The 23,674-nt window shown below is 31.9% G+C and carries 13 protein-coding genes, 3 tRNA genes, 1 rRNA gene and 3 pseudogenes; 2 read left to right on the top strand and 18 right to left on the bottom strand.

Annotated features, from left to right (window positions below):
* The 8 genes and pseudogenes from IBJ83_RS06925 to ileS all read right to left on the bottom strand — a co-directional run.
* A pseudogene (locus IBJ83_RS06925) lies at window positions 1–1,230 on the bottom strand (hypothetical protein); the annotation flags it as partial.
* Between the two features lie 227 nt (window positions 1,231–1,457).
* Window positions 1,458–2,912: an alanine/glycine:cation symporter family protein gene (locus tag IBJ83_RS06920; protein ID WP_201275896.1), complete on the bottom strand. Its 1,455-nt coding sequence runs from the start codon at window positions 2,910–2,912 to the stop codon at window positions 1,458–1,460.
* A 315-nt stretch (window positions 2,913–3,227) separates the two neighbouring features.
* Window positions 3,228–4,295 (bottom strand): peptide-methionine (R)-S-oxide reductase MsrB, encoded by a 1,068-nt coding sequence (gene msrB / locus IBJ83_RS06915; RefSeq protein ID WP_201275895.1) that lies wholly within the window; start codon window positions 4,293–4,295, stop codon window positions 3,228–3,230.
* Between the two features lie 111 nt (window positions 4,296–4,406).
* Complete coding sequence (gene deoC / locus IBJ83_RS06910; RefSeq protein ID WP_201275894.1) at window positions 4,407–5,051, bottom strand: deoxyribose-phosphate aldolase; 645 nt, start codon at window positions 5,049–5,051, stop codon at window positions 4,407–4,409.
* Window positions 5,051–5,749 carry a purine-nucleoside phosphorylase gene (gene deoD / locus IBJ83_RS06905; protein WP_201275893.1) on the bottom strand — a complete coding sequence of 233 codons (699 nt, stop codon included), beginning with the start codon at window positions 5,747–5,749 and terminating at the stop codon, window positions 5,051–5,053. Before deoD ends, deoC begins: the two co-directional genes overlap by 1 nt.
* Before the next feature lie 199 nt (window positions 5,750–5,948).
* Complete coding sequence (gene folK / locus IBJ83_RS06900) at window positions 5,949–6,413, bottom strand: 2-amino-4-hydroxy-6-hydroxymethyldihydropteridine diphosphokinase (protein ID WP_201275892.1); 465 nt, start codon at window positions 6,411–6,413, stop codon at window positions 5,949–5,951.
* Between the two features lie 9 nt (window positions 6,414–6,422).
* Complete coding sequence (gene folP, locus IBJ83_RS06895; RefSeq protein WP_068471781.1) at window positions 6,423–7,397, bottom strand: dihydropteroate synthase; 975 nt, start codon at window positions 7,395–7,397, stop codon at window positions 6,423–6,425.
* A 114-nt stretch (window positions 7,398–7,511) separates the two neighbouring features.
* Window positions 7,512–10,607: an isoleucine--tRNA ligase gene (gene ileS / locus IBJ83_RS06890; protein ID WP_201275891.1), complete on the bottom strand. Its 3,096-nt coding sequence runs from the start codon at window positions 10,605–10,607 to the stop codon at window positions 7,512–7,514.
* A gap of 403 nt (window positions 10,608–11,010) precedes the next feature.
* Here ileS and IBJ83_RS06885 point away from each other — a divergent pair.
* A pseudogene (locus tag IBJ83_RS06885) lies at window positions 11,011–11,233 on the top strand (IS481 family transposase); the annotation flags it as partial.
* Between the two features lie 126 nt (window positions 11,234–11,359).
* On the opposite strand, the gene IBJ83_RS06880 reads toward IBJ83_RS06885, so the two are convergent.
* Both IBJ83_RS06880 and IBJ83_RS06875 read right to left on the bottom strand, forming a co-directional pair.
* The gene (locus IBJ83_RS06880; protein ID WP_201275890.1) at window positions 11,360–16,567 is read right to left on the bottom strand and encodes a SpaA isopeptide-forming pilin-related protein; all 5,208 of its coding nucleotides are present in this window, start codon (window positions 16,565–16,567) and stop codon (window positions 11,360–11,362) included.
* Window positions 16,568–16,570: 3 nt separating this feature from the next.
* Complete coding sequence (locus tag IBJ83_RS06875) at window positions 16,571–18,589, bottom strand: Rib/alpha-like domain-containing protein (protein ID WP_201275889.1); 2,019 nt, start codon at window positions 18,587–18,589, stop codon at window positions 16,571–16,573.
* Between the two features lie 578 nt (window positions 18,590–19,167).
* Here IBJ83_RS06875 and IBJ83_RS06870 point away from each other — a divergent pair.
* Complete coding sequence (locus IBJ83_RS06870; protein WP_201275888.1) at window positions 19,168–19,641, top strand: glutathione peroxidase; 474 nt, start codon at window positions 19,168–19,170, stop codon at window positions 19,639–19,641.
* A 36-nt stretch (window positions 19,642–19,677) separates the two neighbouring features.
* Here the strand turns inward: IBJ83_RS06870 and IBJ83_RS06865 are convergent, their stop codons facing one another.
* From IBJ83_RS06865 to rrf, 8 genes and pseudogenes are all read right to left on the bottom strand, one after another.
* Window positions 19,678–21,027, bottom strand: a complete 1,350-nt coding sequence (locus IBJ83_RS06865; protein WP_201275887.1) for a hypothetical protein — start codon at window positions 21,025–21,027, stop codon at window positions 19,678–19,680.
* 1 nt (window position 21,028) lies between these two features.
* Window positions 21,029–21,379 (bottom strand): GntR family transcriptional regulator, encoded by a 351-nt coding sequence (locus IBJ83_RS06860; RefSeq protein ID WP_201275886.1) that lies wholly within the window; start codon window positions 21,377–21,379, stop codon window positions 21,029–21,031.
* A 110-nt stretch (window positions 21,380–21,489) separates the two neighbouring features.
* A complete protein-coding gene (locus IBJ83_RS06855; RefSeq protein ID WP_201275885.1) occupies window positions 21,490–21,786 on the bottom strand; it encodes a hypothetical protein in 297 nt (98 codons plus the stop codon).
* A 449-nt stretch (window positions 21,787–22,235) separates the two neighbouring features.
* A pseudogene (locus tag IBJ83_RS06850) lies at window positions 22,236–22,811 on the bottom strand (transposase); the annotation flags it as partial.
* Between the two features lie 122 nt (window positions 22,812–22,933).
* Window positions 22,934–23,010: transfer RNA gene (locus IBJ83_RS06845), tRNA-Met, on the bottom strand.
* A 15-nt stretch (window positions 23,011–23,025) separates the two neighbouring features.
* A tRNA-Leu gene (locus IBJ83_RS06840) sits at window positions 23,026–23,114 on the bottom strand.
* Between the two features lie 5 nt (window positions 23,115–23,119).
* Window positions 23,120–23,194: transfer RNA gene (locus IBJ83_RS06835), tRNA-Asn, on the bottom strand.
* Window positions 23,195–23,310, bottom strand: a 5S ribosomal RNA gene (gene rrf / locus IBJ83_RS06830). It lies immediately after the preceding tRNA gene.
* Window positions 23,311–23,674 lie beyond the last annotated feature (364 nt).

Raw genomic sequence — 23,674 nt, 5'->3', positions numbered from 1 at the left:
CCCTAAATAATATTTGTCTCCGTTATAGTTTATAAATTGACTTGATAACATCTTTCCATCTACAAAATAATACCAATAGCCATTTACTTTTTCCCAGCCATTCTCTTTCATTTCTCCATTAGATAACAGATAGTACCATACGCCATTATATTTTATCCACTTATTCTTATATAAGTTTCCATCTTCTCCATAATAGAACCACTTATTATTTTTTTGTTCCCAATGTTCTTCTAATTTTTTCGCTATGCCTTCTTCATCTATATAATATCCATTTATTTTGGTATTTACAGCCATAGCTCCACTTTCACCTAAATAATATTTGTCTCCGTTATAGTCTATAAATTGACTTGATAACATCTTTCCATCTACAAAGTAATACCAATCGCCATTTACTTTTTCCCAGCCATTCTCTTTCATTTCTCCATTAGATAGTAGATAGTACCATACGCCTTTATATTTTATCCACTTATTCTTATATAAGTTTCCATCTTCTCCATAATAGAACCACTTATTATTTTTTTGTTCCCAATGTTCTTCTAATTTTTTCGCTATGCCTTCTTCGTCTATATAATATCCATTTATTTTGGTATTTACAGCCATAGCTCCACTGTCGCCTAAATAATATTTGTCTCCGTTATAGTTTATAAATTGACTTGATAACATCTTTCCATCTACAAAATAATACCAATAGCCGTTTACTTTTTCCCAGCCATTTTCTTTCATTTCTCCATTAGATAGTAGATAGTACCATACGCCTTTATATTTTGTCCACTTATTCTTATATAAGTTTCCATCTTCTCCATAATAGAACCACTTATTATTTTTTTGTTCCCAATGTTCTTCTAATTTTTTTGCTATGCCTTCTCCGTCTATATTATATCCAGCTATTTTGGTATTTACAGCCATAGCTCCACTTTCGCCTAAATAATATTTGTCTCCTTTATAGTTTATAAATTGACTTGATAACATCTTTCCATCTACAAAATAATACCAACAGCCATTTACTTTTTCCCAGCCATTCTCTTTCATTTCTCCATTAGATAACAGATAGTACCAATTTTCTTTATAATCAACCCAATTTGATTTTACTCTTTTTTCATTTTGTATAAATATCCATTTACCGTTATTTAACTTTTCCCAATTTCCTTCCGTATCAGCTCTCAATATATTAGAACTTAATAACGAAAATCCTAAAATTCCTAAAAGTAAAATTCTTTTTTTAGTTCTCATAACTACCTCCTAATAATTATTCAAAAATAATTATTCACTATGGTCAATTTTATCATATTTTTTATACAATATCAACAAATAGCTAAAAATAAGGATAAAAAATTACAAAATTATTACAAAAGTGTTACAAAATTATTAAAAATTTAATTTGTTTAAAACTAAAAACAATTTTCCAAATGAAAAAGGAGAGATAACTCTCTCCTTAAAAATCAAATTTAACTAATCAATTATTTTACTTCATAATCATAATGAATATCGCCATTTAGTAAGCATTGGTTATAATCCTTCATAATAGCTTTAGCTTCAAATGATAACCAAAGAATTGCAACTAAGTTTGGTAATACCATTAAAGTATTGAAAATATCTGCTAATGACCAAACGATAGCAACTTCTCCAAGAGAACCGGCTACGATACAGATAAGAACTACAAATCTGTATGGCCATAATCCAGCTTTACCAAATAAGTATTTGATATTTGATTCTCCGAAATAGTACCAACCAACGATTGTTGTAAATGCAAAGAATGATAAACAAACAGCTAAGAAAATAGCTCCACCTTGTCCAAATGCAGTTCTAAATGCTTGTTGAGTTAATTGAGCTCCAGCTAAGAATTTTCCGTCTGCTCCCTTTACATTGTAAGCACCTGTTACTAAGATAGAAAGTGCTGTTGCAGAACATACTAAAACTGTATCAATGAATACACCGATAATAGCTGTTAAACCTTGTTCAGCAGGGTGTTTTACATTAGCAACCGCATGAGCATGTGGTGTAGAACCCATACCAGCTTCGTTAGAGAATAATCCTCTCGCTACCCCTTTTTGAACAGCCGCTTTAACTGCTGCCCCAGCGATACCACCGGCTACTGCTGTACCACTAAATGCACTCTTGAAAATCCATGCGAAAGTTGGTCCAATTTCGTTAGCAAACATAATTAAAATAACAATACTTCCTAAGATATAAACAACTGCCATTATCGGAACTACTAATTCAGCAAATTTTGCAATTCTGTCGATACCACCTATGAAGATTAATCCTGCTAAGATAGCTATAACTACCCCAATCATAGCTGGGTTAATTCCTTCAAGTCCTTGGATACCTTTAATACCTGATGCTATTGAGTTTGATTGAACGGCATTTCCCATAAATCCTAAAGCTAATACGATTGCAATAGCGAAGAATCCAGCTAAACATTTAGCGAATACTCCAGTATTTTTCATACCTTTTGATATGTAATATGCAGGTCCTCCTACGAATTCTCCATCAATTTTAGATCTATATTTTTGAGCTAAAACTGCTTCTACGAAAATTGTTCCCATTCCAAAGAATGCTGATAACCACATCCAGAAAATTGCTCCAGGTCCACCTGCTGTAATAGCAGTTGCAACCCCTGCAACGTTACCAGTACCAACTTGAGCAGCTACTGCTGTTGCTAGTGCTTGGAATGAAGACATTGAACCTTCTTCTTTTGGTCCTTCTTGTTTTTTGAAAAGTCCACCAAAAACTAGTTTGAAAGCCTTTCCCATTTTTGTAATTTGTGGGAAACCCAAAATAAATGAAAGGAATAATCCCGCAAATAGCAATCCATACATTAATATATTACCAGCGATAAAATCGTTTATTTTGTTGATAGTATCAACAAGTGCTGAATCGCTAAGTAATACAAAACTTGATAATAAGTTCATATAATACCTCCTATAAAATTTATTAACTGTATTATACTATTAATTTATAAATAAGTCAATACATTTTTGGGAAAACTTTTGTTTTTTTATTATCATTTAAAAAAACCTCCAAAAAAATATCTATAAATATGTTATAATAAATACAGTTTTATGGTTATTGTATAAAAGTATATTTATTTCATCATATTTGTCATTTAAAGATTATTTAAAGTGAAAATATATTATATTATTTCATATTTTTACAAAAAGTAAAAAGGCATATAACTAAATATTTCAAGTTATATACCTTTTCCTAATTAAATCTAAAAAATATTTCTATCTAACTTTATCAATATATTTTCCGTATCCTTCTTTTTCCATATCAGCTAATGGAATAAATCTCAAAGATGCTCCATTTATACAATATCTTTTTCCACCTTTATCTTTTGGGCCGTCATCAAATATATGTCCTAAATGTGAATCTCCACCTTTACTTCTAACTTCTGTTCTTTTCATCCCATGACTTTCATCATTTTTATAATTTATATTTTCGTCAATCGGTTTTGTAAAACTCGGCCAACCACAACCTGCATCATATTTATCCCTTGAAGAGAAAAGTGGTTCTCCTGTAACTATATCTACATAAATTCCCGGCTCATCAAATTTGTCATATTCGCTTGAGAAAGGTCTTTCAGTTGCAGAATTTTGAGTAACTCTGTATTGTAAATCTGTTAGTTTATTTTTCAATTCTTCATCACTTGGTTTTTTATATTTTCCGTCTATTCTTTCAAGTGGTTTATCTGCAAGCCCTAAATCAATATGACAATATCCACCAGGATTTTTCTTTAAATAATCTTGATGATATTCTTCTGCTACAACAAAGTTTTTAAGATTTTCAACTTCAACAGTTATCGGTTTATCGAAATTTTTTCTTTGCCCATCAATAAATTTTTCAACAATAGCTTTGTCGTTCTCATCAACAAAGTATATACCAGTTCTATATTGCCTACCTGCATCATTACCTTGTCTATTCACACTTGTAGGTTCAATTATTCTGAAATAATGTTGTAAAATTTCTTCAAGAGAAATTTTATCTTTATCATAAACTATATGAACTGTTTCTGCGTGGCCGGTATGTTTAATTCTTTCATAGCTTGTTTCTGAGCCACTTCCATTTGCATAACCAACAGTAGTATCTGCTATTCCTTCAATTTTTGAAAAGTATCCTTCAATGCCCCAAAAACATCCACCGGCAAGATAAATTTCACCTTTATTTTTGATTAAACTAACATCAATTTTTGGTTTTTCCATAGTTTTCTCTCCTTTTTTTGCTTTTATTTTATATGTTGATACAAGTCCTATTATAAAAACACATAAAACAAAAGGTATTAAATATTTTTTCATAAAATCATCCCCTTTCTGATTTTATGAAAATATACCCAGTAAAAAATAATTATAATCAAATTTGATTATTTTTTATTTCAAAAAAGGAAGTTGTTTCCAACTTCCTAAAAATTATTCTGAAATTATTTTTACACTTGCACTAACTCCAAGTCTTTCAGCTCCAAGTTCAATCATTCTTAAAGCTGTTGCCTTATCTCTAATTCCACCACTTGCTTTTACTTTTGCATTTTCTCCAACTGTTTTTTTCATAAGTTCAACAACATATTCATTGGCACCTTCAGTACTAAATCCTGTTGAAGTCTTTACATATTCAGCTCCGGCTTTAACACAAAGCTTAGAAACTTTTACAATTTCTTCATCAGTTAATAGACAAGTTTCTAAAATTACTTTTAAAAGTGCTTTTCCTCTTGTAACGTCAACAAGCGCCTTTATATCGTTATATACAAAGTCTAAATCTCCTGATTTTAACGCTCCGACATTGATTACCATATCAATTTCAGTTGCACCGTTTTTAATTGCATTTTCAGTTTCAAAAACTTTACTTTCTGTTGTCATTGCTCCTAAAGGAAAACCTACAACAGTACAAACTTTTGTATTTGAGCCTTTTAAATTTTCAGCACATCTCTTTACATGACAGCCATTAACGCAAACAGAAAAGAAGTCGTATTTTTTAGCCTCATCACAAAGTTTGTCTATCATTTCATAAGTAGTATCTGCTTTTAAAGCAGTGTGATCCATATATCTATTTAATTCCATTATGCTATCTCCAATGCTAATTTCATCATAGTTGTAAAACTTTTTTGTCTTTCTTCAGCAGTAGTTTTTTCTTCAAAAATAAATGAATCTGAAACAGTTAAAATCGTAATTGCATTAACTCCTGCATAATTAGCATTACAATAAAGAGCATAACTTTCCATATCTACTGCAAGAACTCCCATTTTTGCCCATTTTTTCCAATCATCAGGTGATGCATTGTAAAAAATGTCTGAACAGAATACATTTCCTACATTAATATCAATATTTTGTTCCTTAGACGCTTCATAAGTTTTTCTTAAAAGCTCCCAAGAACAGTTCGCTGAATAAGTTCCGTCTAATTTATATTGATGAGCAAAATTTGAGTCAGTTGATGCAGCCATTGCAACAACAACATCATATAATTTTAACTTATCGCTATAGGCTCCACAAGAACCGATTCTAATTAAATTTTTAACTCCATAGAAATGGATTAATTCATAAGAATAGATACCGATTGACGGTGCTCCCATTCCACTTCCCATAACAGAAACCTTTTTTCCGTTATATGTTCCTGTATATCCTAACATTCCTCTTACATCATTGAAAAGAGTAACATCTTCTAAAAAATTTTCTGCAATAAACTTCGCTCTTAAAGGGTCCCCCGGCATTAAGACAGTTTCTGCAATTTCTCCTTCTATCGCTCTATTATGTGGTGTCATAAAAAACCTCCTAAAATTTCATATTCGACTATAATCTTAACATAAAAATGTCAATTTTTCAAGAATTTAGATAAAAAAGCCGAATTGCAAATATAATCCGGCAAATATTAACTCTATTTCATAACTTCTCTAACTTTATTCGGTATCATTACAACTTCAGACTGAATAATTTTTACTTTAACTCTAACTAATTCAACATTTAGCATTGTTCATTTAACTCCAACAACAACTCGTGAACAGTCTTTTTGAAAACAGGATGAACTTTTTCAGGACTAATTTCGTCCATTGGTTCTAAAACAAAAGACCTCTTTTGTATTTCAATATGCGGAACTTTTAAATCCTCTTCATCTATTATCAAATCTTCATAGAATAAAATATCTAAATCTATAATTCTAGGACCCCATCTAATCAATCTAACTCTACCCATTTCAAGCTCTATTGCCAAAAGTGTTTTTAAAAGCTCTCTAGGGCTAAGCTCAGTTTCAGCTATACAAACAGCATTTACAAAATTATCTTGCTCCGTATAACCGTAAGGCTCAGTTTCAATATATGTTGAAATTTTTTCAACCTTAACTCCATTTTTATTCATATTTTCAACAGCCTCATCAAGATTTTTACGACCATCTCCCATATTACTTCCTAAAGCAATCCAAACTTTACTCATCAAAACCTCCTATTTTTTATATGCACCAAAATTAATATCTTCACTCTTATCAGCCATTCTAATCGAATCACCAATCAACATTGCAGAAAAATGCTTATTAAAATCGTGAACTCTTAAAATATTCACTCCCTTAAAAGATGCAATAGCACTCAAATAAGCAGATGCTAAGTCAACATTAAACAATCCTTCTTCAGTTTTTATATCCGATTCAATATTATTTTCAGCTAAAATATTTACAACAAATCTCTTTCTTGAAACACCTAAAAATGATAAATATCCCATGTCATGAATTCTGTCTATTCCTTTAATCAATTCAAGATTTTCTCTTTTTGTAAGAGCAAAACCGATACCCGGGTCTAAACATATTCTTTCCTTTTCAACACCTTTTTCAAGTGCAATCTTCAAAGTTTTATTAAAACTCTCTTCCATCATATCTAAAATATTTAAACTTTGTAAATATTCCAAGTCTTTGTCAGTCATAAAAGCATTCTTTCCAAACTTTGGAAAAATTTTAGAGCCGTCATGTTCAGGTCTTATGATAACAGGATTGAACATCATAACATAACCAACATTTGAATTTGCAATTACATCAACCATTTTTTCATCGCCAAGTAAACCCGTAATGTCATTTATAATATCAGCTCCAGCATCTATAACCGCCTTTGCAACTTCAGACTTCCAAGTATCAACTGAAATAATAACGTCCATTTCAGATTTTATAGCCTTTATAACCGGAACAATTCTTTCGATTTCCTCTTCTACGGAAATCAATTTACTTCCTGGTCTAGTTGATTCTCCACCTATATCCAAAATGTCTGCTCCACCACGAACAAGTTCCTTCGCTCTCTTAACAGCCATTTCAACATCAAAATATTTTCCACCGTCAGAAAAAGAATCCGGTGTAACATTTAAAATAGCACAAAGCTTAGTTCTATCTCCATTTTTAATTGACTTATCCCTAAACTTAAATTCTATATTCGCCATAAAGCACCCCCATATAAAACAATTTCCTTTTCTATTATAATAAATATGAAATAAAATATCAAGAAAAAAGGCGAGAAAAAATCTCGCCTTTGATTAAATTTTGTATTAAATTTACTAAACTCTTTCTACAAATAATTTACCAACTTCTCCATTAAAGTCAACTTCTTCTGTATCTAAGTTCTCTACGAAGTTTAGTTCAACCCCCAATGTTTCTTTCATTATAAATTCTTTATAATTTTCAATTGCTTTTTTAAGCCTGTCTGTGCAAGTGTATTTTATTTTAATTTCATCAAGCACGTCGAAGTCGTTTGACTTTCTCATTTGTTGTACTTTTGAAACTATTTCTCTTGCAAAGCCTTCGTCAAGTAATTCATCAGTTAAAGTCGTATCTAAGATTACAAATAGATTATTTTCCATTGTAACGTCAAATCCCTCTTTTGCACTAACTTTTACATCGACATATTCTTTTAAGATTTCAGTTTCTTCTCCATTTAATTCTACTGAAACTGCGCCTTTTTCAAGTTTTTCTAAAAATTCTTTTGGATTTGTTTCATTTAAGAAATTACCAAATGCTTTTATTTTTGCACCAAGAATTTTTCCACAAACTTTGAAATCAGGTTTTAACATATAGTTCATAAATTCGGATAAATCTTTTTCGAATACAACTTTTTTAACATTAAGTTCTTCCATAATCAATTCTGTTAAGTCGCCAATTTTTTCTTCTAAAGCATAATCAACAACAATTTCAGAAAGTGGTTGTCTAACCTTTATTTTAACTTTTTCACGACTTGCACGTCCAATTGTTACAAGATTTCTAACGATATCCATTTTTTCTTCTAATTTTTCATCGATTAGTTTTTCGTTATATTCAGGAATGAAATCTAAGTGAACGCTCTTTTTGTCAGTTAGGTTACAATACATTTCTTCTGCGATAAATGGAGTTATCGGAGCGATAATTTTTGAAATTCCAAGTAAAATTTCATAAGTTGTATTGTAAACAGCCTTTTTATCATCATCAACTTCTGTTTTCCAGAATCTTCTTCTATTTCTTCTGATATACCAGTTTGAAAGGTCCTCGATTACAAAGTCGGAGATTGCACGAACAACTTTTGTAACTTCAAACTTATCCATATTTTCATTATACATTTTTAAAAGATTGTTGAAACGAGATAATATCCATCTATCAATTTCAGGTCTTTTATCATATTCAACAAAAAATTCTCTTGGGTCAATGTCGTCAGTTCCGGAATAAAGTTGGAAGAAGTTGTAAGTATTCTTAAATGACCTAAAGAATTTACTTTCAATTTCTCTAAGTCCCTCAACGTCAAACTTTGTTGGTACCCAAGGTGGTGAAACATAAAGTGAATAGAATCTTACTGCATCGGCACCGAATTTGTCAAACAATTCAATCGGGTCGATAGTATTTCCACGAGATTTACTCATCTTTTTGCCGTCTTTATCTAAAATTAAATCATTTACCAAAACATTCTTATAAGGAGATTTTCCTGTTATAAGTGTTGAAATAGCAAGTAATGAATAGAACCAACCACGAGTTTGGTCTATTCCCTCGCTGATGAAATCTGCAGGGAATAATTCATCAAAGTTTTCCTTGTTTTCAAATGGATAATGATGTTGTGCAAATGGCATTGCTCCAGAGTCAAACCAAACGTCGATAACGTCCTTTTCTCTTGTCATTGTGCCACCACATTTTTCACATTTTAAATGAACATTATCTACATAAGGTCTATGAAGTTCAATATTTTCGTCAATATCTTCAATACTTCTTTGGGCTAATTCTTTTCTTGAGCCGACACTTGTACAATGTCCACAATCACATTTCCAAACATTGAAAGGTGTTCCCCAATATCTTGAACGGCTAATTGCCCAGTCATTTAAGTTTTCAAGCCAGTTTCCAAATCTCTTTTCCCCAACAAAATCAGGATAGAAATTAACAGCCTTTGCATTTTCAATTAGTTTTTCTTTAAATTTAGTTACTTCGATGTACCAAGACGGTTTTGAATAGTAAATTAAAGGAGTATGACATCTCCAACAATGTGGATAATTATGTTCTACTTTTTGTTTTTTAAGCGCCTTATTATTTTCAAAAAGATATGTGATAATATCTGCATCACATTCCATAACGGGCCTACCCTCATATCTTGTAGTGCTAAACTTACCTTCTTCATTAACCGGATTGATTAATGGAAGATTATATCTTCTTCCTGTTTGATAGTCATCTTCCCCAAAAGCAGGAGCAGAGTGAACGATACCCGTACCATCATCAACAGTTACATAGTCGGCAAGTGTTACAAAGAACGCCTTTTGTTTTACTTCAATTTCAGGAATAAGTTGTTCATATTCCCAATATTCCATATCTTTTCCTAAGAATTTTTCTACAACTTCATAATCTTCACCTAAAACTTTAGTTGCTAAATTTTCAGCTAAATAGAAAAACTCATCTTTATATTTTACTTTAACATAAGTTACATTCGGATTGACAGTTAAAGCCACATTTGAAGGAAGAGTCCAAGGAGTTGTTGTCCAAGCGATGAAATAAGCATCTTCATCTTTCTTCTTAAATTTAGCATAAACTGTTGTAGTTTTAATCATTTCATAACCTTGAGCAACTTCGTGAGATGCAAGACCGGTTCCACAACGTGGACAATATGGTAAAATCTTCGCTCCCTCATACATTAAACCTTTTTTAAAAATTTCATCTAAAAGATGCCAAACAGATTCAACATAATTGTTATCAAGAGTTATATAAGGGTTGTTCATATCTGCTAAGAAAGCCATTCTTTCAGACATTTCTCTCCACTTACTTTCATAAACAAATACAGACTCTCTACATTCCTTACAGAATTTTTCTACACCATAATCTTCTATTTCTTTCTTACTTGAAAGCCCTAATTTTTTTTCAACTTCAATTTCAACAGGAAGACCATGAGTATCCCAACCGGCTTTTCTCTTAACCTTAAAGCCCTTCATTGTTTTATATCTACAAGTCATATCCTTTAAAGTACGGCTTATAACATGATGAATACCGGGTTTACCATTTGCAGTTGGTGGACCATCAAAAAATATGTAATTCTTTCCACCTTCTCTAGCATTCACAGACTCATGCAACAAATCTATTTTTTTCCAATATGCTGACGTTTTCATTTCTCTATCCTTAACGGATTCTTTTGAAAGCTCTCTAAACTTTGCCATATATACCTCCATTTTTATTAGTTTTTATAAATTCAATAAAAAAGTCCCTAAGAAAAAATCTTAGGGACGAAATATCCGTGTTACCACCCAAATTATTTAAAATCAAAAATTTTAAATCACTCATTAATCTTTAACGGAATTACCCAAAAACTCCAAGTTGATACGAATATGTTTCATAAAGCAATTTTCACCAAACACTGCCTCTCTAAATTAATTCACAAATTCCGTCCTCTTCAACGTTTAATCTCAAAATATGTGCTATATTATACTACAAAAAAGCAAAAAAGTCAAATACTTTACATTATGGAATGAAGTATTTTTGTTATGATACAATTGATGTGAGACCAAGGGTACAAAAAAAGAGAATATCCTGTATAATTAAAACAATAAATAAATTAACTAGAAAGGATATGATACTCCTACTAAAATTGGTGTTAAAATGCAACTTGATGTTAAATATGTTCCTAATTCTTGTAAGGAACAATCTTCTTATAGTACTGTTACTTTTGTTAAAATGACTATTAAACACTTTGGTTATACTCCTTAAAATTATTCAAACCGATAATGGCTTTGAATTTACACATTTTAAAGATACTAAAAGAGTTCATCCTTTTGACAAACTGTGTATGGTGTTCCTGAAATAATTGTTTGTTCAATATTAGTACCAATGATTTACAAAAGTTTACAAAAAATTCTAAAAACAATTTAATTAAAAAGACTAAGTTTATAATAAACTCAGTCTTTTTTAATTACTATTTATTTCTTTTCTTTGATGAAATAACCAATCCTGCCATTCCAACTAATACCATTGATATACTTGAACTCAATCCTATTGAAGTTTTCTTCATTTTTGGTTCTCGCTCCGGTTTTGGACTTGGATTTTCCGGTTTCGGTTCAGGCTTTGGTTCCTCAGGCTTTGGTTCCTCAGGTTGTACAACTTCCTTATCATCTGTTACTATAAGTTTTCCGTCTTTAAACTCTGCCTTTCCGCTTGTCAATATTGTTTCTACTTTTACATTGCCATTTTCATCAACTGTAAATACAAAGTCTGTTACTACCTTTAGTCCCTTTGGTGCTACTTCTTCGTGTAATGTATATTTCTTTCCAACTTCTAAGCCTTTTACTTCATGATTCTTTCCGCTTTCTGTTGTCCATTCATCCACTTTCTTTCCACTTGTATTTTCACCTTCAAAGATTTGTATTTTTGCTCCTACTACTTCTTTTACAACTGTGTCGTCATCTCCAAGTTGTACTTTGCTTACTACTATATCTTTTTTCTTTGGTTCTTGTGGTTGTACTACTTCCTTATCATCTGTTACTATAAGTTTTCCGTCTTTAAACTCTGCCTTTCCACTTGTCAATGTTGTTTCTACTTTTACATTGCCATTTTCATCAACTGTAAATACAAAGTCTGTTACTACCTTTAGTCCATTTGGTGCTACTTCTTCGTGTAATGTATATTTCTTTCCAACTTCTAAGCCTTTTACTTCATGATTCTTTCCGCTTTCTGTTGTCCATTCATCTACTTTCTTTCCACCTTTATTTTCACCTTCAAAGATTTGTATTGTTGCTCCTACTACTTCTTTTACAACTTTGTCGTCATCTCCAAGTTGTACTTTGCTTACTACTATATCTTTTTTCTTTGGTTCCTCAGGTTGTACAACTTCCTTATCATCTGTTACTATAAGTTTTCCGTCTTTAAACTCTGCCTTTCCACTTGTCAATATTGTTTCTACTTTTACATTGCCATTTTCATCAACTGTAAATACAAAGTCTGTTACTACCTTTAGTCCATTTGGTGCTACTTCTTCGTGTAATGTATATTTCTTTCCAACTTCTAAGCCTTTTACTTCATGATTCTTTCCACTTTCTGTTGTCCATTCATCTACTTTCTTTCCACTTGTATTTTCACCTTCAAAGATTTGTATTTTTGCTCCTACTACTTCTTTTACAACTTTGTCGTCATCTCCAAGTTGTACTTTGCTTACTACTATATCTTTTTTCTTTGGTTCCTCAGGTTGTACAACTTCCTTATCATCTGTTACTATAAGTTTTCCGTCTTTAAACTCTGCCTTTCCGCTTGTCAATATTGTTTCTACTTTTACATTGCCGTTTTCATCAACTGTAAATACAAAGTCTGTTACTACCTTTAGTCCATTTGGTGCTACTTCTTCGTGTAATGTATATTTCTTTCCAACTTCTAAGCCTTTTATTTCATGATTCTTTCCGCTTTCTGTTGTCCATTCATCTACTTTCTTTCCACCTTTATTTTCACCTTCAAAGATTTGTATTTTTGCTCCTACTACTTCTTTTACTTCGTTATTATCGTCTCCAAGTTGTACTTTGCTTACTACTATATCTTTTTTCTTTGGTTCTTCTGGTTGTGGAATATCTTTTTCAACTATTATAGTTTCAGCTTTATCATTTTTGCCTTCATTATGATTGATGATATGTTTTTCTAATTTACCTTCTTTTTCCAATAAATTATTATTTGATTCAACTTTTACTACAACTGTGTATTTACTTCCACCATTTAATGTAATTGTTTCAAACTTAACTTTAGTTTCTCCACTTCCACTTTCTGGAACATCAACAGTCACATTACTAGAACCTACCTTTTTCCATTCATTAGCATCTAGTGGGAATTCATATAAATCTGCCTTAAAAGTATATTTTTGACCACTTGGTAAATTTTTATACGTTATTTTATCTTCAACAGTTTTATCAGTTCCAGCCTTATCTTTAGTCAAGTTCAATTCTTGTCCAACTTTAGCAAATTTCCCATCAAATCCTATTGAAGTATTTATGACAGCTTTTTCTTCAATCTTATCTTTTACAACAAGTTTAGTTTCTCCTTCAACTTTTGATTCGTTTTCTGTCGGAACTTTCGTTTCTTTTCCGTTTTCAAAGAATTTTAAATCAGAAATTTTTCCGTCATTATCAACTGTAAACTTAATATCTGTTACAGTTGTATATCCCTTTGGAGCTGTTTCTTCATGGAATATATATGTTCCAGCTTTTAAGGAAATCTTTTGAGAAGTTTTTCCGGAAGTCCAACTTAAATCTTTATCAGACTCTTCTCCTAATTTACCCTTAACTACTTGTCCATCAAGAGTTTTTATTTGAATTTTCGCTCCCTCAATTTCTTCTCCTGCTAAGTTTTGCTTACTTATAGAAATTTCCTTTAATTCTTCTGGTTTTGGAATATCTTTTTTAGTATTGGTTACTTTTACTGATGTCCCATCAGGCTTACTCTCTGATGTGATAAGCTTATTATCTTTAAACTTTATTTCTCCATCTTCGCTTACAGTGAACGGAGTATCTTCGAGCGTTGTAAAGCCGTCCGGTGTTTTTATTTCTTTAAGGATATAAGAACCCGCGGATAGATAAACAGGCGTTGGTTGTTGACCCAAGCTATTCCAAACCATACCCGGAACATCTATACCTTTATCAGTTGTAATTTTTAAACGTGCACCAGCAAGTGGGTTGCTATTTTGATCAATTTTATAAAAATTAAAGACAAAATTGTTAGGCACATAATCCACTATAACTGTTTGTTGTTCGTCTTTGACATCCCTGTGTGTTGCAACTGGTGTAGTCCCTTTCTTGGCTTCGCCGTCAACTACATCCTCCTTACGATACACTTCCTCTAGAACTGTAAATTCATTTTTATCTAGTTCAAGGTTTTCTTTTGTAAATGAAAGTTCAACATTTACAACTCCCTTAGACTTCCCATCTTTAACTGTAAACTCCGTACTGTTCTTAGACACAATCTGATTTTCATCATGGTTCTTTATAAGGGTTGCTAAAGCAACATAGGAACCATCTTCAAATCCTGAATATGAAATCTCATCGCTAACAGCTAGCTTTGTAGAATCTTCACTACCTTTTTTTACGGATACACGCTTACCTACAAATTCTTGATTTTTCTTGATATTCGCAGTTGTTTCAATATAAGGTACACTTTTGTTGCGTATAGTGATCAAGTTATCTTCTATAGTAAACACATCTGTTCCTGTAGTTGTAGAGAAAATTTTACCGTTTTCTTCAACAGTGAAAGCAATATCCGTAGTAAGCTTTCCATATCCTTCAGGTGCTTTAATCTCCTTTAAAGTATAATTTCCAGGTTCAAGTTTAAGTTCTGTCGGTGCTAAGAGAGAATTCCAAATATCTTTTTGAACACCATTCTGTAACACCTGTAACCTCGCTCCTGGCAAGGCCTCTTGTTTCGCTTCGTCTCCGGTAACCTTTTGGATTTTTACGGAATACTTTTTAGGTTCTGCTTTTTTATTAATAAGTTTAATAGTTGTATCCTTTTGCTCTACAAACGAATCATTCTTTTTGATGCTTACTTTCCCATCTTCTGAAATTCTGAAGGTAATAGAAGTAGCAAGGTCGTAGCCCGTAGGAGGAGCTAATTCTTCAAGTTGATAGTCTCCTACACCAAGTTCAAGTTTCTTAGATTTTCCATCACTCATCCATGCTGTCCCTACTCGCACACCTCCGCCATCAGCAAACAAGCGCTTAATGGCAAGTTGGGCTCCTTTAAGTGGAGTATTACCATCCTCTTGTACTTTTAAAATAGATATTTCATGAGTTTTACCATCACTTTTACGGTTTTCAAATTCAAATAAACCATCCGCTTTTTTGGTAACAATCGGTTCATCATATCCTTTTTCAGACCACCTGTCTCCGTTAGCTTTTACTTCGTTAACGCTATAACTAGCAATGCTGTCCTCATCTTTAATGTTAAATTCAACATCTTGTCCTTCCCATTTCTTTAGTTGACCTTTAACAGGGTTTCCGTTTTGCATAAGTTGGAAATATACATCTGGTCTATTTGCAGCATCCACGTGTCCACGCCAAACTTTCTGTACCTTAACGATACCAGGTTTTACTTTTGTTTTTTTGTTTACAATTTTATACTCTTTTTCGCTTATTTTTTGAACTTTCCCAGCTTCGTATCCATCAGCTACCCAATCTTTACCGTCTTTATTAACTTCTTTTACGGAATACTGACTCAATGTTTTCTTCGCCGGGATAGTAAACTTGGTTTGATCATTTTCAAGCTTCTTTGGGTCACCCTCTGGAGTTCCATTTCTTAACAGTTGAATATATACATCTGGAGTTTTGGTTCCGGTAGATACATTTTCCCACTCTTTTTTTACAGTGATATCTACCGGTTCATCCTTAAAGCGACCAGTAACTAAGGCTTGATAGCCTGCACCTGAAACAAAATGTGGCTTGTAGCCGCGAAATTCCATATCTTTGTATGGCACATTAATTTTATGCAAATCCTCTCTTATTTTATAAACTGCTCTTTGCTGAGCTTCTGAGTAAAATCGATAAAAAAGGTATGGATTTGCTTGCGGATGAACATTGTATCCATCTGTTATAAACCAAATCTCATTCTGAATGACATTATAAAACTCATCTCTAGCTTTACCCAAGTCGTTTCCCCAACATTCTTTAATAATATCGGTTGGATCTGCAAGATACATATATATAAGCTTGGTAAATTTCTCCCAGTATTCTGACTTAGTTTTTGCTAGAGCGGAATAAGTGTGATTGCCTTTAAGAAGTTCATAATTCGTCTCTTCATTCAAATCTCTAATTTGCTCAAAAATACCATGTGGCTGATCATCGTCGGAAATAAAAGGAATTTTCTTACCAGAAGCTATACAGAATGCAAATTCTTCTACAACCTGTCTAGATTCATCGGAAGTTACCATCCCTAATCTATTCTTCGTCCCTACCGAATAATATTTTCCATCAGCTGATACTCCGTAACCTTCATTAGGAAATCCCGCTGCAGATACAGTAGGGGACACAGTAAGTAATGAAGTAAGTAATGAAGTAAGTAAAAGCGTGATCGCTACAACAAAGCTTAATATCCCTTTGCGTCTAGATAAATATTTTTTTCTAAATTTGACAAAATTTGTCACTATAGATTTTTTCACTTTTTATTTTTTCCTCCTTTTTGTGAAGCAAAATAGACTACACAAACTAGTTAATATGGAAACTATTAATCCATATTGGTTCGATGTAGCACTACCTAGTTCAGGTAGCTTTTGCTCCGGCTTAATCTCTGGTATTGGTGTAAGCGGAATAGCTGCACTTCGGCTTTTCACAGTCACTGGAACAGAGACGATACGACTCGAGCCATCCTTAAAGATAACCTTGACCTTGCCTTCAAAAGTGTCTGCTGTTTCACTTGAGACTTGCTCGATAACTTCTACTCGGCTGCCTTCCGGCAATCCGCTGATATTATCCGTCAAATCCACTTTCTCGCCTTGGTAGACGACTTCTGCTGTGATTTGCTCCGGCTTAATCTCCGGTATCGGTGTCAGCGGAATCGCTGTGCTACGGCTTTTCACGGTCACCGGAACAGAGATGATACGACTCGATCCATCCTTAAAGATGACCTTGACCTTGCCTTCAAAAGTGCCTGCTGTTTCACTTGAGACCGGCTCGATAACTTCTACTCGGCTGCCTTCCGGCAATCCGCTGATATTATCCGTCAAATCCACTTTCTCGCCTTGATAGACGACTTCTGCTGTGATTTGCTCCGGCTTAATCTCTGGTATCGGCGTAAGCGGAATAGCTGCGCTTCGGCTTTTCACAGTTACTGGAACAGAGACGATACGACTCGATCCGTCCTTAAAGATAACCTTGACCTTGCCTTCAAAAGTGCCTGCTGTTTCACTTGAGACTTGCTTGATAACTTCTACTCGACTACCTTCTGGCAATCCGCTGATATTATCCGTCAAATCCACTTTCTCGCCTTGGTAGACGACTTCTGGAATTGCACGAATCTCTGTATATACTTGATTATCCATTATGGTATCAAAGCGTAATTGCTTCAAGTTGTCATCTTCATAACCAGAACCATTCATCCCATAGCGTCTATCAACATGGAAGCCTGGCAAGTCATTTACAAGTTTTTCAAAGTAAGTTCTTGAACCATGGCCATTAGCTGATGCTCCAACATTAATTGCTCCTTCAAATGTTCCTACACCTGAAATCACATTATCATTGTTAACGATATAGTGAACCGCTTTTCCCTCTTTGGTTAGTTGATTTCCTTTGTCAGCTACATCGTAAAGCCATTTATGAAATATACTTCCTTTAATCTTAGGGGCATTAAAGGTATAGGTTTTTTTATACCACTTATAGCCTTTATTACTAGCTTCTATCAAACCTCTTTGCGCTAAATATCCGCCTAGAGAATGGCCTGTGGCATACAAATTACGGATGCTAGGATCCGTATTCAATTTTTGCAATAAGTCATCCAGTACTTTCGCTTGACCGGGATTCGAACCAAAAAAGATATTTATATCATCATCTGCATCATTTACACCTTTGGTACCTCTTATTCCAAGTACTTGAACAGTGTTATTTTCTAAATATGGATAAACGCTCCGAGTTTCAAATAAAACTGCATCAAAACCACCACTTAAATGATAAATTTCTTTCACTTTCCAGAACTTAGATAGTTCCTTATGCATCATAGAATATTCAAGCCTATTTTCATACAAGTTTTGCAAATCTTTCGTTTCATCCAATACTTGACGGATGTAATTATCTTCCCGATAGACTAGCTCCATGAACATCACCATATCTCTAACAGATACATCCCATACGAGTGGGTGGCTATCTACCTTGTCATTAACACCGTCCCCATCTGTATCATAAAGCAGGGGATGACTAACATAACCATAATAGGTTCTTCCGTCTTTTATGTAAGTGTAGATTTCTGAAGCGTTTACTAAGCCATCACCATCATCATCTGCATTTGGATCCAAGATTTTACCTTTATACAAAAGTGAATCTACTTTCCCATCTTCCAAACGTATCTCTCCTTTTGAAATCAGTCTAGAAGTCTCAGATGTTAATGGGATTTTCACAAGTTGATCCGCATACACAGGAGGCGCACAAAATAATATTATCCCCATAATAATGTAAAAGCTTCGTTTTTTCATTTTCTCCTCCTTTCATTTTTAATTTATCATACTACAAAGACACCTTTGCACTGTAAATAATATTTTACACATACTATTATATATATATATATATATATATTTGTCAAGTATTTTTCAGAATTAAGTACTATTATATATATTGTCAAGTGTTTTTCAGAGTTAAATACTGTTATGATACAATTACATTATGGAATGAAGTATTTCTTTTATACCTCATCTCGACCGTTTCTTTTATTTCGTCATTTCGAACGAAACGAATGAAGTGAGTGAAATGAATCTAGCACTAACTTGTTTGCTTTAAAACATAGTAGGTATGAGGTAAAGATTGTCCAAATCTTCGATTTGGGTACAATCGACTGTGTAAATCTTCATACACGGTACTATCCTTAACTTTAGCCATAAAACAATACAACAATTTATCGATATTTTCCATTTTAAAATTTAATAACTATTAATTTATTTAATACTAAATTTGTCACAAAAATAAATTCTTCTAAATATAAACAATTAAATGTTTGTAAACATATTTTTTAGGGTATTAAAATAAATAGATTTTATAAATAATATTGGAGGTAGAAATGAATATTTATGAATTTAAAGTAAATGACATTGATGGAAATGAAGTTTTAATGGAAAAATTCAAAAACAAAGTTTTACTTATAGTAAACACAGCAAGTGCTTGTGGTTTCACTCCTCAACTTGAAGGACTACAAAAATTATATGATGAATACAAAGATAAAGATTTTGTCGTTTTAGGTTTTCCTTGTAATCAATTTAAAAACCAAGACCCTGGAACAAACGAGGAAATTAAAACTTTTTGTAGTTTAAACTTTGGAGTAACTTTCCCAATGTTTGAAAAAATAGAAGTAAACGGAAAAGACGCTCACCCATTATATCAATTTCTAAAATCTAAAAAATCAGGAATTTTAGGAAATAAAATAAAATGGAATTTCACAAAATTTCTTATAGATAAAAATGGAAATGTTATTTCAAGATTTGCTCCTACAACAGAGCCAAAAGATATTGAAAAACATATTTTAGAATTACTATAACTAAAAATGCGTTACAAATTTGTAACGCATTTTTCATTACTTAAAATCTTTCAATTCTTCAAAAAGTTTTTCCGTTTCTTCGATTGTTCTTTTATTTATATAGATTGTCTTTTTGTTTTTTCTGGTTATTTTTATTATTTTATCAACTTTGTTGAATCTGTAAAGTCTTATATTTCCTTCTCCCTCTAAAGAGAAATTACCATAAGCCTTTTCTTTAGTAGCCCCACCATTCATTCTAATAGCTCTTTTATTAGGAAATTTATCAAGCAATTCTATATTCTCAATATCACTTTGTTTTATATTATCTTTATAAAGCATCGTTGAAATTTTAACAGTATCTGAAATTTCAACTTTCCAGCCTTTTTCAAAACTTAAAGCCAATGCAATTATAATAACAAATGCTACAAGTATATTCGAGAAGACAAACAAAATTTTTCCTTTTTTGTTTCCACGATTAATAACGGTATTACCTGTATTCATAGGATCGGACACTAAAAATCTTGGGTCGTTCGGATTTTTATATCCAAAAATATCATAGTATTCGTCTTGATCTTCAATAAATTTATCATCTTCTATATTACTGCTTATTTCCATATCAATTTTATTAACAGTAGATATAATATAAAAGATAAAAAATGTAATCAGTATTATACTTGCTACAAAAGGAAGAAAAGAATATTTATCCATTTTTTGTAAATATATTAAAACTAAAAATAAAACAGAATATACATTTACTAAAGTAAAAATTTTATTTTGAAGTTTTATAATTTTAATTTTATTTATATATAAATTCTTTTCTTTGTTATCGCTTATTACTGATATTTTAGTCTTTCTCCAGAAAAGTCCCATAAATATCATTGCCATTAAAGTTGTTGACAAGCAAATAAACAAAATTAACTCCATATCGGAAAAAGTTCCAAAAATAGAGAAACCAACAACAAAAACTATCAATGGAATTAACCAAAGGAAAATTGGAAGTTTTTGTTTATCTATTTCCTTTGCAACGGATAAATCCACATACTTTCTAGTAAAACTCGCAAAGTTCTTTTCCTTTTTTAGCTTTCTCATTTGTTTTATATATTTATTCGCTAAAACCCCAAGAGAAATTATATAAGCAAATATTATTCCAATAAAAAATAGAATTTCTATATCAGTTTTAGTAAGTAGTGGTAAAAATGAAATTATAAAAAACACTAAATGAAGTAATTTAAAACTCTTTAACCCTTTTTTACTAATCTGTTGAACTTCCTCACTATCTACCTCATTTATAGGAATTGTAGTAAGCAAAATTTTTCCATTATTGTAAGAAAATCCCTTCTTTTGTGAAAAATAACTTATCACAAAAATCATCCATAGACATCCAATCAAAATAAAATCGTAAATCATACTAAAAACTCCTTTCTATAATCTCAATTAAAAAGTCTTTGCTAAGACCTCTCATCTTAACCTCATTAATTAAATTTTGTAAATTATCTTTAATATTTTCAACATTTTTTTCATCACATCTAACATAGACAATCGAGCCTACACGTCTATCAATCTCAATAACATTTTCACTTTTCAATATTCCATAAGCCTTATTTACAGTCATTGGATTGATTCCAAAATCTTTTGCAAGTTGCCTTACAGACGGTAACACATCACCATTTTTCAAATTTCCCTCTGCAATTTCTTTTATAATTCCATTACAGATTTGAGTATAAATCGGAACTTCCGATAAAGTATCAATAAAAAACATTTTTTACCTCCTTGTATTATATATAATAATACAGATAATATAAAAAGTCAATAGCTAATTAAAAATTCCCACAAAAAAACTGCTACAAAATGTAACAGTTTTTAAAAATTTTATTCTTCATTTAAAGCTAAATTTGCAATAATGTTTATAAATGAACAAATCCCAATCAACAACATAGCTCCCATAACACTTCCCCATATTGTATCTTGAATATCCACTATTGCATTTAACCCTGCAAGTCTTTGATACATAAACAAATGTATCAAAATAGAAATAGAACACAAAGTCATACTAATTATAGGTATAATTTTTATTAAATTTCTATTTAGTTTATCTCTTAACAACATAGCAATTATAGGTAACAAAATTGCTATTACTCCAACTACTATACTAACTTCAGTTTCCATAACTTACCTCCTATTAAAGTTTTCAGTTTATTAACTGTTATAAGCATTTTATCATAAAATATATTTTTTTGCAATGATATTAATTCTTGTATATTTTTAATCAGTAAAAAATTTTTACAATGCAAAACATCTAGTAACTAGCAAAAAAACACAACCCTAACGAGTTGTGTCAGAGTGCAGATAAAGCATTAGTTTTGTCTGCGCTTTTTTTATGTATTTTTGTTTTTAGTTAAAAATTACTTTAGAATTTATTAAAATCTTAAATTTTATATAAATTTCTCTGAAAATTAAAAAATTAGGTCTCTTTCTACCTAATTTACTCATCATATTTGCTAATTTTTTCATATTTAGGCACGCAAAAGTTAGGAGAGCTTTTATTTGCATTTTTGCTTTCCCTTTCTCATTTGTACTTTCTACTTTTTTATTATTTCTTTTCCATCGGTGGGACTTAATTCCTTTTTCCCTTTTAATTCTCTATCTTTTTTTATTTCTTCATTTAATTGACTATGATATTTCTTTGCTTTCTTTTCTATCTTTACTTCTATATTCTTATGTCTATTTGCATGTGCTTTTACATGTGTCGAATCTACAAATTGTATCTTTTCATCTACAAAGCCTTGTTTCTCTGCTTGCCTTAATATATTTACAAATATCTTTTCAAATATATCTGTATCTTTAAATCTTCTCTTGTAATTTTGTCCATATGTTGTAAAATGTGGTATCTTATCATAAAAATCATATCCTAAAAACCATCTGTATGCTACATTTACCTCTATTTCTCTTATTGTTTGACGCATACTTTTTATTCCAAAAATGTATTTTAAAAATATTATCTTAAAAAGCACTATTGGATCTATACTTGGTCTGCCATTATCTAAACAATATTTATCTTCTATCAAATCATAAATAAAGGAAAAATCTATTGTTTCATCTATTTTCCTTAAAAGATGACTCTTCGGAACTAAAGAATCTATACTTACCATTTGCACTTGATTTACTCTATTTTCATCATTCTTATGTAGCATTTTAAACATCTCCCTTTATATTATTATACCACTTTTTAACTCTTTTCTCCACTAAAAAAGTGCCAATGATTTCTCATTGACACCTTTGTCATCAGTCTGAGAACAACTTTTCAGTTGTTCTATGGTTGCGGGAGCAGGATTTGAACCTACGACCTTCGGGTTATGAGCCCGACGAGCTACCAAACTGCTCCATCCCGCGATATAAAAATTTAATTGGTGCCGAGGACCGGAATCGAACCGGTACGATGAGTTAACATCGCAGGATTTTAAGTCCTGTGCGTCTGCCAGTTCCGCCACCCCGGCACAATTGGCTCCCAGGGTGGGGCTCGAACCCACAACCTACCGGTTAACAGCCGGGTGCTCCACCATTGAGCTACCTAGGAGTTTGGCTACTTTCTAATCTTCCAATACGAAATGTATTAGTACCTTCGACGTTTAAGAGCTTAACTTCCGTGTTCGAGATGGGAACGGGTGTATCCTCTTAGCTATCGTAGCCATACTTTTTTTATTTTACAATATATTACGTTAAGCTCTGAGCTTTCGCAGTCGAAACTTACAATTTTTAAAAATTTCATAATTAAAAATTGAGTTTCTTTGCATCTGACCTACGACGCAATCATAGATTGCTGTTAGGTCATTAACTTCCGTGTTCGAGATGGGAACGGGTGTATCCTCTTAGCTATCGTAGCCATACTTTTAATATAAAGTAAAATTTACTCTATATACTATTATAAGTTTCAAACAAAAAATTTGAAACTTAATTTAAATATTTTGTAATATATTTCGTTGAAATCCTCTAATTAAAGAGTATATATTTCTGGTCAAGCTTTCGATTTATTAGTATCAGTTAGCTTTGATGTTGC

Origin of the sequence: Parvimonas parva (assembly GCF_016552165.1) — a bacterium.
Classification (GTDB): Bacteria; Bacillota; Clostridia; order Tissierellales; family Peptoniphilaceae; genus Parvimonas; species Parvimonas parva.
The sequence above is the reverse complement of the archived record's forward strand: the minus strand, read 5'-3'. Positions and strand labels throughout refer to the sequence as shown.

What these genes read in the sequence shown, in the direction of transcription:
- deoD (WP_201275893.1), bottom strand. Translation starts at nt 5,749, where the DNA reads ATGACACCACATAATAGAGCGATAGAAGGAGAAATTGCAGAAACTGTC.
- IBJ83_RS06855 (WP_201275885.1), bottom strand. Translation starts at nt 21,786, where the DNA reads ATGGAAACTGAAGTTAGTATAGTAGTTGGAGTAATAGCAATTTTGTTA.
- ileS (WP_201275891.1), bottom strand. Translation starts at nt 10,607, where the DNA reads ATGGCAAAGTTTAGAGAGCTTTCAAAAGAATCCGTTAAGGATAGAGAA.
- deoC (WP_201275894.1), bottom strand. Translation starts at nt 5,051, where the DNA reads ATGGAATTAAATAGATATATGGATCACACTGCTTTAAAAGCAGATACT.
- IBJ83_RS06920 (WP_201275896.1), bottom strand. Translation starts at nt 2,912, where the DNA reads ATGAACTTATTATCAAGTTTTGTATTACTTAGCGATTCAGCACTTGTT.
- msrB (WP_201275895.1), bottom strand. Translation starts at nt 4,295, where the DNA reads ATGAAAAAATATTTAATACCTTTTGTTTTATGTGTTTTTATAATAGGA.
- IBJ83_RS06875 (WP_201275889.1), bottom strand. Translation starts at nt 18,589, where the DNA reads ATGAAAAAACGAAGCTTTTACATTATTATGGGGATAATATTATTTTGT.
- folP (WP_068471781.1), bottom strand. Translation starts at nt 7,397, where the DNA reads ATGGCGAATATAGAATTTAAGTTTAGGGATAAGTCAATTAAAAATGGA.
- IBJ83_RS06865 (WP_201275887.1), bottom strand. Translation starts at nt 21,027, where the DNA reads ATGATTTACGATTTTATTTTGATTGGATGTCTATGGATGATTTTTGTG.
- IBJ83_RS06870 (WP_201275888.1), top strand. Translation starts at nt 19,168, where the DNA reads ATGAATATTTATGAATTTAAAGTAAATGACATTGATGGAAATGAAGTT.
- folK (WP_201275892.1), bottom strand. Translation starts at nt 6,413, where the DNA reads ATGAGTAAAGTTTGGATTGCTTTAGGAAGTAATATGGGAGATGGTCGT.
- IBJ83_RS06860 (WP_201275886.1), bottom strand. Translation starts at nt 21,379, where the DNA reads ATGTTTTTTATTGATACTTTATCGGAAGTTCCGATTTATACTCAAATC.